Raw genomic sequence first — 12,088 nt, forward strand, 5'->3', positions numbered from 1 at the left:
ACCGAAGGCCGGCGCGGGCCCTCACCCCGTGCCGGTCTTCGGCGTGCCCGCGTTCCCCGCGCCCCGCCCGGTCGCGGTCAGGTCGCGCAGCGCGCGCTCGGACGAGTGGTCGTCGGGGAGGTAGGCCAGCAGGTGGTGCGCGGGTTCGTCGACGGCGGCCAGCTTGACGTAGCGCAGCCGCAGGTCGCCGGCCTCCTGGTGGCGGAAGTGGCGGACCGCGGGCTGGAACCCGGTGGTCTCCCGGCGGTCGTACCAGCGCGCCGCGTCCGGGTCCGCCAGCAGTTCGGTGACGATCTCCGCGTACCGCCCGTCGTCCGGATGGCGAGCCGCCTGCGCCCGGAACTGCCCCAGCAGCGCCCGCGCCTCGCCCTCCCAGTCGGCCAGCAGGCTCCGGGCGGGCGTCCAGCGGAAGACCAGCCACAGGAGGTTGCGCCGCTTGGCGGGCAGTCTGCCGGGGTCGGTCAGCAGCGCCGCGTAGCCGCAGTTCCAGGCCAGCAGGTCCCAGTGCGGGTCGAGCACCACGGCCGGATTCGGATCCAGGGTGCGCACCAGGGTCAGCAGGTTGCGCGAGACCCAGGTGGGCGTCCGTACGGCGGGCGGCGCCTCCTCGACGAAGGCCAGCACGTGAGCGGTCTCGGCCGCGTCCAGCCGCAAGGCGCGGGCCACCGCCCGCAGCACCTGTTCCGAGGTGCGCACCCTGCCCTGTTCCAGCCACGCGTACCAGGAGGCGCTGATGCCCGCGAGCTCTGCGACCTCCCCGCGCCGCAGACCCGGGGTGCGGCGGCGGGACGAGCCGGGCAGGCCGAGCTGACTGGGCGACAGTCGTTCCCGGCGGGAACGCAGGAAGGCGCCCAGCTCCTGGCGGGGTGTGCGTCCGCCGGACGGCTCCCCGGTCCCTGCTTCGTACGGCCGTCCCATCCGCCCCGTCCCCCAGCCCTCACCGCCGCTCAGGCGAGCGTGCGTCCCGTGCCCCTACAGCCAAGCCCGCCGTCGGCGGCGCGGACGCCGGACAGGCTGTCAGTGATGGTAATCGGCTGACGGATCCGGCCACGGCCGGCCGGTGGTGAGCTGGAGGCACCCGCTGGAGCTGTCGGACGGCAGCAGGAAGGAGTGCTCTCATGACCGCCACCACCCCGGACCCCGTGCCGGTCAGGCCACCGGCACCCACTCCAGCCCGGGCCGGGGGTGACGTGCTGCCGGGGCGGGCCCTGTGGTTGCTGCGGGCCGCCGGATTCGTCAGCAACTTCGACCGCTTCTGCATCGCCCCCATGCTGGTGCTGATCGGCCGTCAGCTCGGTGAGCCACTGCCCACGGTGGTCCTGGCGGCCAGCGGCTACTACCTGGCGTACGGGCTGATGCAGCCGGTGTGGGGGCTGGCCAGCGACCGCGTCGGCCGGGTGCGGGTGATGCGGATCTCGCTGGCGGGGGCGGCGCTGGCGGCGTTCGGCTCGGCGCTGGCGACCGGCGGACCGGAGTTGATCGGTGCCCGTGCGGTGGCCGGGGCGTTCTTCGCGGCCTCCATCGCCGCCTCGCTGACCTACGTCGGCGACGTCGTCCCGGTCGCTCTCCGGCAACGCCCACTGAGCGAGCTGATGACGGCGTTCGCGCTGGGCACTGCGGTGGCCACCGTGGTGGCGGGGGCTCTGGCGCACTGGGTGAGCTGGCGGCTGGTCTTCGCCCTGCCCGGGGTGCTGGCCGCCTACCTCGCGGTGGAGTTGCGGCGGTTGCAGGAGCCTCCCCGGGAGCGCGCGGCGTCACTTCTCGCGCCGTTCCGGGTGGTGATGGCGTCGCGCTGGCAGTGGTTAGTGATGGCGGTGGCCATGGTGGAAGGGGCCGTGCTGCTGGGCTTCCTCACCTACCTGGCGCCGGCGCTGGAGGCCCACGGTGTACCGACGGCGCTGGCTGGTGCGGTCTCCGCGTTGTACGGCGTGGGCTCGATGACGGCTGCCCAGGTGGTCAAGCGGCTGGTGGGCCGGTGGACTCCGGTACGGCTGATCGTGGTAGGCGGTGCGCAGATGGCGGTGGCGTATCTCGTCGCCGCGGGCAGTCAGTCGCCTCAAGCCCTCGTGGTGACGGCGCTGCTACTGGGTGGCGGCTGGTCGTTCATGCACTCCACCATCCAGTCGTGGGCGACGGCCTTGTCGCCGACCGCCCGGGCCACCGGCGTGGCGATGTTCGGCGTCGCGCTCTACGTCGGCAGCGCGGTCGCCAGCGAACTGGCCTCGGGCGCCGCACAGGCCCACCACTACCGGCCCATGTTCCTGTTGGCCGCGGTTCTTTCGGTACCCCTGACCGCGGCGGCGGCCGTCGGTCGCGCGCGGTACCGCTGAAGCCCCGGCGGTGCGGTCCCCCGTACCGCACCGCCGGCAGCCGGGCCCCGCCGCCCGTCCCCACCGACCGGCCCCCCGTCCGGTCGCGGGGCGGGGCGGGGTTCGTGCTGATCACCGCGTCCATCGTTCGGGTGTCGGTATTCGGGTGTCGGTGCGAGCAGCCTGATCGGAGCGGCCCTTTCAGGGGGCGCATCTTCCCGCCGGTGCCCGGCACCGTGCCGGCCAGGGTGCTCACCGAGCCGAGCACCGCAGTCGGCGCAGCACGGCTGCGGGGCGGCGACCGGTCGAACGATTTCCGTACCGTGGAACGGATTGCGCCGACGCCGATCAGCAACTCGCCGGTGGACGGGCCGGCTGTCCCGGTGACCGAAAATCGGCGCAGAGCAAAACCGAGGTGATCACCTGGAGCCTCGACGCCGTTTCGTTCGGTGAGGGCGCCATCGGCCGTGTGGGGGTCTGTCGGTTCCGTCAGAGCCAGCCGCGTTGTGCGGCTTTGATGCCTGCTTCGAAGCGGCTTGAGGCACTGAGGCGTTCCATGATCGAGGCGACCTGCCGCCGGATGGTGCGATCGGTGAGGCCGAGGCGCTGTCCGGCCGCTTCGTCGGTGAGGCCGGTGCCGAGCAGGCGCAGGAGTTCGCGTTCGTGGTCGGTGAGGCCGGCTTGAGGGTCGTCGGGGCGGGTGGTCCCGAGAGGTACGGCTGTGTTCCAGGCCTGCTCGAAGAGTTCGAGCAGGGCGGTGACGATACCGGGCTCGGTGACGTGCAGTGCGCCTCTGCGGTTGTCGGCGGGGTCGGTCGGCACCAGGGCGTGGGTGCGGTCGACGATGACCATGCGTTGGGGGGTGGTGGGGGCGGTGCGGACTTCTCCGCCGTGGCTGAGCAGCGTGTGGGCGTAGTCCGCGATATGGGTGTGCCGACGGGCGTGTTCCTGGTACAGGGAGCGCAGGATGACACCACGGCCGAGGGCGGCGAGGTCGTGGTCACGTCCGGCGTTGAGGTCTTCGGGGCGCTGGATGCCGGGCTGGACGCCGATGATCTCCGTGTGGGCGGTGCGGCACAGGCGTTCCAGCCGGTTGTGGATGGCGTCCATGCCGAGCAGGCGCTCGCCGTGGGCCGAGCGGTGTTGGGCGCGATCGGCGACCATGCGGGTGACCGCCGCCCGGGATGCGGCCAGTTGGGCCTGCCGGGCCGCGAGTTCGGCTTCCTGGCGGGCAACGATGTCAGCCAGGCCGATGTCGGGGTCGACGGCCCGCATCTGTCCGGGGTGCTCGCTGGACGCGCGGACCAGCATCAACTGGCCGAGTTCGTCGAGGCAGTCGTGGACCTGCGTTGACGTCAGACCGCATACGTCAGCGATTTGATCGACAACGTAGTCAGGGTGGTCGAGCATCGCCTGGTAGACGTCTGCGGCGTCGTTGCTCAGTCCAAGTGCTTGCAGCATGCCCCGGTGGTCCCCTCCTGCTGAACGCCGCTCCCCGGCCGCACATCGAGCCTGACAACTCTAACTCTCGGCACCAGCATTCAGGCTTGTTTGAGCCACACATGCCGCAGGCCGGCAGACGGACATGTGCGGGGCGTTCAGGGCGCCACACCATGACGAGACCGAAATTTCCCCCGATGGACACGGCCTCATGTCCTGAACCGGATAAGCCCTGTTCAGGACCCCCGGAAAGCCTTCCAACGGTTTCGGCTTGCGATGAAGCTGTTCATCGCCGGCAGGGACAACCCGAACGGCGACCGGGCGAAGCGTCAACCGCGGGACGTGGGTCCGGAACAGGACACCTCGCCATGTGATTCAGAAAGGAACGGTCACCATGATCCGCACCTGTATAGCCAAGGCCACCGCGGTCGCCGCCTTCATGCTCGGCATCACCGTGCTCCTCACCCCCGCCGCGGTTGCGGCCGCTCCCTCCACCACGGCGGGCGCCGCCCCGGCCTCTGCCGTCCAGATGGCGTCCCCGGACACCGGCACCTGGGGCGGCTGACCGCCGCATGGACATCGTCTACACCAGCCTGAACCGTCGCAACCAGGTCTTCGTCGACCCGACGAGCGAGGTGTCCGAGGTGCTGGGCGCCCTGTGGGCCCACACGACACTCGAGGACGGTTTGGAACACGCCTCCGGCCGTGCCGAGACAGACCGTGTCCACCTGCTGATGTACCTGCTCACCCTCGATCCCGCCGCGCCCGGTTTCCGTAGCGCGACATGTCGTATCAGCGCCCTGCTGCACCGCTGCCATGCGGCCTCACCGCTGATGCAGCACCGCTACCTGCCGCCTGACGTACCGGTGTAGCCACGCCACCGACCGCTTTCCGGTACGCCGCCGCGGCCGCCTTGTTCCACTCGACCGTTGTCGCCGGACAGCAGTCCGCACCAAGCCTTCGAAGCGAAGGAGTGAACCGATGGTGAACGCGTTGGACGACCCCAGTAGCCGCCTGGTCGTGGTGGTGAACGGCGAAGAGCAGCACTCGCTCTGGCCGGACCACTGTGCCGTGCCCGCCGGATGGACCGTCGTACACGGGCCGGCGGACCGGTCGGCATGCCTGGCCTATGTCGAGGCGCACTGGACGGACATGAGGCCGTTGAGCCTTCGCCTTGCCGTCGAGTGACGGCCACGCCGCCCTTCCCCCTCCCACTCCCGCCGAAAACCAGAGGTATGCCGTGGAGGCACCACACCGGCCCGGTTCCCTCTTCCAGAACAGGTCGTTCGCCGTGTTCTGGTCGAGCCAGTCGATCTCTTTCCTGGGAACACAGATCACCTATGTGGCACTGCCTCTGACCGCGGTCGCCGTCCTGCACGCGTCGGCGATGGAGGCCGGCCTGCTGAGCGCCCTGGAGACGCTCCCCTTCCTGTTGTTCGGACTCTTCGTCGGCATCCTGGTGGACCGACGGGCCAGGCGACCCATCCTGATCACGGCGAACGCGATCAGGTTCGCCGCCCTTGCCTGGATCCCCGTGGCCTACTCGTTCGGCGTGCTGACGGTCCCCCAACTCCTTGCCGTGACCTTCCTCGTGGGCGTCATGACCGTCTTCTTCGAGATCGCCTACATGTCCTACCTCCCAGGGCTGGTCGGTTACGAGCGGCTGATGGAGGCCAACGGCAAACTGCAGGCCTCCGCCTCGACCGCCGAGGTCGCCGGCCCGGGCATCGCCGGCGGGCTGATCGGCCTGATGAGCGCCCCCTTGGTGATCGCCATCGACGCCCTCAGCTATCTGATCTCGGCCGTCGCCCTGATCAGACTGCCCGCGGACACCGCGCCCCAGGCCGAGGAGAGGCCCGAGGGCAAGCAGTCGATCCGGGCCTCGCTCCGCGAGGGATTCGCCGTCGTCGGCCGCAGCCCCCTGCTCCGCTGGTGCACCGTCGCGGTCTTCTTCCTCAGCCTGTTCTTCAGCTCCGTCATGGCGGTCTACTTCCTCTACCTGGTCCGTGAGGTGGGGCTCGCTTCGACGGCGGTGGGCCTGATCGTGGCTGCCGGCAGCATCGGCGGGCTCGTCGGCGCCCTGCTGTCCGGGCGGCTGAACGCCCGGCTGGGTATCGGCCCGACCCTGGTGGCCGCCGTGGCTCTGCCCGGCGTCGGCTTTCTCCTGCTCGCCACAGTGGACGGGGACTCCCTCGGTTCCGCCGCGCTGGCCGCAGTCGCCACCTTCATCGGATTCTTCGGCATTCCGGTGTGGGACGTGACCGTGATCAGCTTCCGTCAGTCGATCACCCCCGAGCCGCTGCAGGGCAGGGTGAACGCGACCGTGCGCTCGCTCTCGTGGGGAACCCTGTCACTGGGCTCCCTGATGGGCGGTGCCCTGGCCAGTGCCTGGGGCCTGCGCGAGACGGTCGTCATCTCCGCGGTCGGGCTGTTCGTGCCCGCCCTGGTCGTACTCCTGTCCCCGGTGCGCGCGATGCGGCACCTGCCCGAGCAGGTGAACGAGCCGGTGCAGCCGACCCCGGTCAGCTCCTCCTGAGAACCCGTCCGGTGAGCGTGCCGGATCCGACCGTCCCGGCTCCGTTCCCCGGTGAGCCATGTCCTGTGAAGGAGAAGTCCGACGTGGCGGACATCGCACACGAGCGGTACCGGCCCGGCGAAGCGTCCTGGTCGCCCGGTCTCCCCATCGACCGCCCGCGGTCCTCGACGCGCCGTGAACCGCGCGACTCGGTGCGCATCACACTCGGCGCCGGGATCGCACGGCGTCTGGCCCGGGTCGCCCACCTCCACGACACCGACCGGTTCACCACCCTGACGGCGGTGACGCTCCTGCTGGCCGGCCGTTGCGCGGGAGGGGCCGAGGCCCGCGTCGGTGTGCTGGTCGGGCCCCAGCCGCACGGCCCGCTGGTACTGCGCGCCCACGGGGAGGACAGGCGGACCTTCGGAGATTTCCTCGAAGGGATCCGAGACAGCCTGCGGGAGGGTGCCGAGCGCCCGCACGAGCGCGCCGACTCCACCCGGACGGCGCCTTTCCGGCTGCTGACGGCGATGCGTGGCGCCTACTCCGACCAGTCCGCCGCCTCGGCCCATGACCCCCACCTCGCCCTCGTCTGGGACGAGCCGTCACCGGACGGCACCCTGCGCGGCACGATCGACTACGACACCGCCCTCTTCGACCGGGCGGCGGCAGCACGGTTCGCGGACCACTTCACGGCCCTGCTGGAGTCCGCCCTCGACTCGCCCGCGTCCCCCCTGCACCGGCTCGTGCACACGACCGCCGAGGAGCGGGCGCTGCTCACCGCATGGGGAACGGAACCGGCGCGACCGGCCGCCGACGGCGTGCCCGAAGCGCTGCGCGAGCGGTCCCGGACCGCGCCGGACGCCGTGGCGCTGGTGTTCCGGGACGAGACCCTGACCTATGCGGAACTCCGGGCCAGGGCGGAGGACATGGCGGCGGCCCTCCTGGAGCGCGGAGTACGAGCGGAGAGCGCCGTCGGGCTCGCCATGGAGCCCTCGGTCTCGCTGGTCGTCGCGATGCTGGCGGTGCTGCTGGCCGGCGCCGCGTACGTGCCGCTCGACCCGGGGCATCCCGACGCACGGCTGGCCCACATGGTGGCGGACAGCCGCGCGTGCCTGGTGATCGCCGACCATGACGTCCGCTTCGCGGGCGACGTTCCCGTGGTCCCGGTCGGCGCTCTGCGGGCGGGGTCCACCGGACCGGCGCACCTCCCGTCCGCCCATCCCGACCAGCAGGCCTGTGTGCTCTACACCTCGGGCTCGACCGGTCTCCCCAAGGGCGTCGCCATCACCCACCGCGGGATCGTGCGCCTGGTGTGCGGCACGGACTACCTCGGCTGGGGCTCCTGCGACGTGGTGGGACAGGTCGCCAACACCTCGTTCGACGCGGCCACGTTCGAGATCTGGGGCGCACTGCTGAACGGCGCGCGGCTGGTGGGCGTCCCCAAGGACGACGTCCTCTCGCCCCCGGCGCTGCGCCGACGCATCGAGGCCGACGGAATCACCACGATGCTGCTCACCACCGCCCTTTTCCACAAGTGCGCCGACGCGGACCCGGCCATGTTCCGGCCGCTGCGCACACTGTTCTTCGGTGGTGAGGCCGCGGACGTGCGCAGGGTGCGGGCGGTACGGGACGCGGCCCCCGGCGTCCGGCTCGTGAACGCCTACGGGCCGACCGAGGGCACGACCATCGCGAGCTGCCACGACGTCGGCGGACCGCCTGTCGGCGCCCGGCTGCCCATCGGCCGGCCGATCACCGGAACCGAGCTGTACGTGCTGGACGCGCACGGCGGGCACGCCGGCATCGGGCTGCCCGGTGAGCTCCACATCGGCGGTCCGGGCCTGGCCCGCGGATACACCGGACGCCCCGGCCTGACCGCCGAGCGCTTCGTGCCCAGCCCGTTCGGGGACGGGGAGCGCCTGTACCGGACCGGGGACATCGTCCGCTGGCGGGAGGACGGCGCCCTCGAGTACCTCGGCCGCGCCGACTCCCAGGTGAAGCTCCGCGGGGTCCGTATCGAACCGGACGAGATCGCGAACGTGCTCCGCGAGTGTCCCGGCGTGCGCGAGTCGGTCGTAGCGGTGAAGGGTGAAGGCGAGCGGCGGGCCCTGGCCGCCTACGTGGTCATGGCGGCCGGGGAACGGGCGGAGCCCCGCGTCCTGCGGTCGTTCCTCGCCGAGCGGCTTCCCGCGGCGATGGTGCCGACCTGGTACGTGCCCCTCGACGAGCTGCCGGTCACACCGAACGGCAAGGCGGACCTCAGGGCGCTCCCCGAGCCGGACGAGCGGGACGGCGTCCGGTCCGGGACCCGGGTCCCGCCGCGAGGCGCGACCGAGAAGCTGGTCGCCAGGGTCTGGTCGGAGCTGCTGCGGGTCGCGGAGATCTCCGCGCACGACGACTTCTTCGTGCTCGGCGGAAACTCGCTGCTCGCGGCCCAGGCGGTCACCCGCGTCGCCGACGAGCTCGGCGCCGGGCTCGGCATCCGGGACATCTTCCAGGCGTCCTCGGTGTCGGCATTCGCGCGGCGTGCGTCGGCGGCGCGTTCCGTGCGCGCCGCCAAACCCCTGGTTGCCGCTGGCCCGGGACCCCAGCCCCTCTCCTTCGCACAGCGGCGCCTGTGGTTCCTCGACCGGCTCGACCCCGGCAGTCCCCTCTACAACGTGCCCCTGGCCATGACGCTCACGGGCGTCCTGGATCAGACGGCCCTGCGCCACGCCCTGCGGGCCCTGGTGCGGCGCCACGCCTCGCTGCGCACCCGGCTGGTGGCGACCGCGGACGGCGAACCCGTCCAGGTGGTGGACGAGGCCGATGACGTCCGGCTGGAGACCGAGGACCTCGGCCATCTGCCCGAGGCCGCACGGACCGCGGCGGCCGACGAGCGGGCCCGAGCGGAATCCCTGCTCCCCTTCGATCTGTCGGCGGGCCCGCTCGTCCGCTTCCGCCTGCTGCGTCTGCACGAGCGGCGGTCCGTGCTGCTGGTGACGATGCATCACGCCGTCTGCGACGGATGGTCGGTCGGTGTGCTCCTGCGCGACCTGGTGGCCCTTTACCGGGCGGCGCTCGGCGGCACGGCCGAACCGCCGCCGCAGCTGCCGGTGCAGTACCCCGACTACGCCGTCTGGCAGCGCGCGCTCCTCGACGATCCCGGCCAGGCCGGACGCCTCGGTTACTGGACCGACTGTCTGGCGGGCGCGCCGCCGCTCCTCGGCCTGCCCACCGACCGCCCCCGTCCGGCGTCACCCCGGCACGTCGGCGACACGGTCGCGGTGCGGCTGTCGAGCGAGCTGACGGCCCGGCTCGGCGAGGTGAGCCGACGCTTCGGCGTCACCCGGTTCATGACCCTGCTCGCCGTGTTCACGCTGTTGCTGGGCCGGTACGCCGGTGTCCGGGACGTCAGCGTCGGCACGCCGGTGTCCGGCCGGCCGCGTCCGGAACTCGAGGACATGATCGGCTTCTTCGTGAACACGCTGGTGCTGCGCTCCCGTTGGGACGAGGAGCAGACGTTCGCCGAGTTCCTCGCGGTCGTCCGGGAGAGCGCGCTGAGCGCGTTCGAGCACCAGGACGTCCCCTTCGAACAGGTGGTGGAGGCCGTACGGCCGCCTCGTGACCCCAGCTGGACGCCGCTGTTCCAGGTGATGATGGCGATGCAGAACGTGCCGGGGGACACCGTCGTCGCGCCGGAGCTCTCCCTGAGGGTGCACGAGTCCGTCAGCCCGGTGGCGAAGTTCGACCTCACCCTGGTCTGGGAGGAGTCCTCGCTCGAGTCGGGCGCTCTGCGCGGTGCGATCGAGTATGACGTCGACCTGTTCGACCGGGCGACCGTGGAACGGTTCGCGGGCCACCTCACAGCACTCCTGGAATCCGCGCTGGCCGCGCCCGAAGCACGGCTGGACGAGCTGTCCGTACTCGGCGCGGCCGAGCTGGAGGCGCTCGTGGCGAGCCCCGGCCCGGCGTCCGGGGCGGCCGGGGACACACTGGTACGGCTCCTGGCCGAGTCCTGCGCCCGCTGGGGCGAGCGCACCGCGGTCAGCCAGGACGGGCGGTCCCTGACCTACGCCGAACTGGCCGCCCACTCCGACCGGATCTGCGCCCACCTGCGCGCCCGCGGCGTCCGGCGGGGCAGCACCGTCGTCGTGCGCATGGAGCGCGGCCCGCTCTGGCCCGCCGCGCTGATCGGGGTCATGAAGGCCGGGGCCGCCTACGTCCCGGTCGACGTCGCCGCCCCGCAGGACCGGCTCGAACAGGTGCTCGCCGACTCGCGGGCCGTCCTCGTGCTGGGATCGTCGGCGAGCGGCCGGCCCGCGTGCGGTGACGTTCCCCTCGTCCACGCCGAGGAGGCGCTGCGCGCGGACGGGCCCGCCCCGGACGCCGCTCCCTGTGTCACCGCCCCGGCGGCGACCGCCTACGTCCTGTACACCTCAGGGACCACCGGCGCCCCCAAGGGGGTGTGCGTGAGCCAGGCCAACCTCGCCACACCCTGTCGGCGGTCGCGGACCGCTACGGGCTGCACCCCGGCGACCGGGTGCTCCAGTTCTCCTCCACCGCCTTCGACGTGGCCGCGGAGGAACTCTTCGCCACGCTCATCCGGGGCGGCCAGGTCGTCCTGCTCCCGCCGGGACCGGTGCCCGGGATCGCGGAGCTGACCGAGCTGGCCCGGCGGGAGCGGCTGAGTGTGCTCAACCTTCCGGCGTCGTACTGGCACGAGTGGGTGGCCGTGTTCGACCGGTACCCGGCGGCCTCCTGCCCCGCGCTGCGGCTCGTCGTGGTGGGCAGTGAGCGGGTCGACGCCGGGCGGCTCGCGCAATGGCGGGCGGCGGCACCGACCGGGCTGCGCTGGATCAACGCGTACGGCCCGACGGAGACCACCATCACGGCCACCCTGCACGAACCGGGCCCGGGCGAGACCTACGACGGGACGACCGTCCCCATCGGCAGGCCGCTGGCCGGGGTCCGCGCGTACGTGCTCGACGACCGGCTCCGGCCGGTCCCGCGGGGCGTCCACGGCGACCTCCACCTGGCCGGCCCCGGGGTCTCCCTGGGCTACCTGGGCGACCCCGGGCGCACGGCGGCGTCGTTTCCGCCCGACCCCTGGGGGCCGCCGGGCGAGCGCATGTACGCCACCGGGGACCGGGTCCGGGCGCGCGCCGACGGGACGCTCGAGTTCCTCGGCCGCGACGACCACCAGGTCAAGCTCCGCGGTTTCCGCATCGAACTCGGCGAGATCGAGGCCGCCCTCAGCACGCACCCGAGCGTCACGGACGCGGCGGCGCTGCTGCGCGAGGACGTCCCCGGCAGGCCGGTGCTGGTCGGCTACGCCGCCCGCTCCGGCGCCGTCACGGCGGCCGAGCTGCGTGAGCACCTCGAACGGAAGCTGCCGGAGTACATGGTTCCCGGCTCGATCGTCCTCATGGACGCGCTGCCGCGGGGCGAACGCGGCAAGACCGACCGGCGCGCCCTGCCACCTCCGGGCCCGACGGGGGCCGGCCCGGCCCGGGCCCCGCTCAACGGCGCGACCGAACGCCTGGTCGCCGCCGTCTGGAGCGAGGTCCTGGCGGTCGAGGAGGTGGGCGCCGAGGACAACTTCTTCGAAGCCGGCGGGCACTCGCTGCTGCTGCTGCGGATGCAGGCCCTGCTGACGGAACGGCTCGGACGGCAGATCCCCGTGGTCGACCTGTTCGCGTTCCCCACGATCCGCAGCCTGGCCCGGCACCTCGCCGACGAGGGACAGCGCCCCTCCGCGACCGGTGACGCGGGGCGCCGCCGGGCGGCCGCACGCAAGGCGCGTTCGCGCGCACAGGCACCGCGGGGGAGCGCGCGGTGACTT

General features: G+C 72.4%; 9 protein-coding genes. 7 read left to right on the top strand and 2 right to left on the bottom strand.

The genetic code is table 11. From position 1 onward, the window contains the following. Positions 1-21 precede the first annotated feature (21 nt). On the bottom strand, positions 22-918 hold the full coding sequence (locus CK485_RS07415) for a helix-turn-helix transcriptional regulator (protein WP_109448237.1): 897 nt from the start codon (positions 916-918) through the stop codon (positions 22-24). A gap of 200 nt (positions 919-1,118) precedes the next feature. Between CK485_RS07415 and CK485_RS07420 the strand changes: the two genes are divergently transcribed. Continuing rightward, a complete protein-coding gene (locus CK485_RS07420) occupies positions 1,119-2,330 on the top strand; it encodes an MFS transporter (RefSeq protein WP_109448239.1) in 1,212 nt (403 codons plus the stop codon). Between the two features lie 468 nt (positions 2,331-2,798). On the opposite strand, the gene CK485_RS07425 is transcribed toward CK485_RS07420, so the two are convergent. Next, on the bottom strand, positions 2,799-3,770 hold the full coding sequence (locus CK485_RS07425) for a LuxR C-terminal-related transcriptional regulator (protein WP_109448241.1): 972 nt from the start codon (positions 3,768-3,770) through the stop codon (positions 2,799-2,801). Between the two features lie 373 nt (positions 3,771-4,143). Here CK485_RS07425 and CK485_RS28705 point away from each other — a divergent pair, with 373 nt between their 5' ends. The 6 genes from CK485_RS28705 (at position 4,144) to CK485_RS29455 (ending at position 12,085) form a co-directional block, all read left to right on the top strand. Continuing rightward, positions 4,144-4,314 (top strand): hypothetical protein, encoded by a 171-nt coding sequence (locus tag CK485_RS28705; RefSeq protein WP_158288182.1) that lies wholly within the window; start codon positions 4,144-4,146, stop codon positions 4,312-4,314. Positions 4,315-4,321: 7 nt separating this feature from the next. Then, a complete protein-coding gene (locus CK485_RS07430; protein ID WP_109448243.1) occupies positions 4,322-4,621 on the top strand; it encodes a hypothetical protein in 300 nt (99 codons plus the stop codon). Between the two features lie 109 nt (positions 4,622-4,730). Then, a complete protein-coding gene (locus CK485_RS07435) occupies positions 4,731-4,937 on the top strand; it encodes an MbtH family NRPS accessory protein (RefSeq protein WP_109448245.1) in 207 nt (68 codons plus the stop codon). A 52-nt stretch (positions 4,938-4,989) separates the two neighbouring features. Further along, complete coding sequence (locus CK485_RS07440) at positions 4,990-6,285, top strand: MFS transporter (RefSeq protein WP_109448247.1); 1,296 nt, start codon at positions 4,990-4,992, stop codon at positions 6,283-6,285. An 83-nt stretch (positions 6,286-6,368) separates the two neighbouring features. Continuing rightward, the gene (locus tag CK485_RS29450) at positions 6,369-10,907 is read left to right on the top strand and encodes a non-ribosomal peptide synthetase (RefSeq protein ID WP_146214498.1); all 4,539 of its coding nucleotides are present in this window, start codon (positions 6,369-6,371) and stop codon (positions 10,905-10,907) included. A gap of 467 nt (positions 10,908-11,374) precedes the next feature. Then, complete coding sequence (locus CK485_RS29455; RefSeq protein ID WP_241968219.1) at positions 11,375-12,085, top strand: phosphopantetheine-binding protein; 711 nt, start codon at positions 11,375-11,377, stop codon at positions 12,083-12,085. The last annotated feature ends 3 nt before the right edge of the window (positions 12,086-12,088 follow it).

The organism is Streptomyces sp. ICBB 8177 (assembly GCF_003144095.1).
In the GTDB taxonomy this organism is placed as follows: Bacteria; Actinomycetota; Actinomycetes; order Streptomycetales; family Streptomycetaceae; genus Streptantibioticus_D.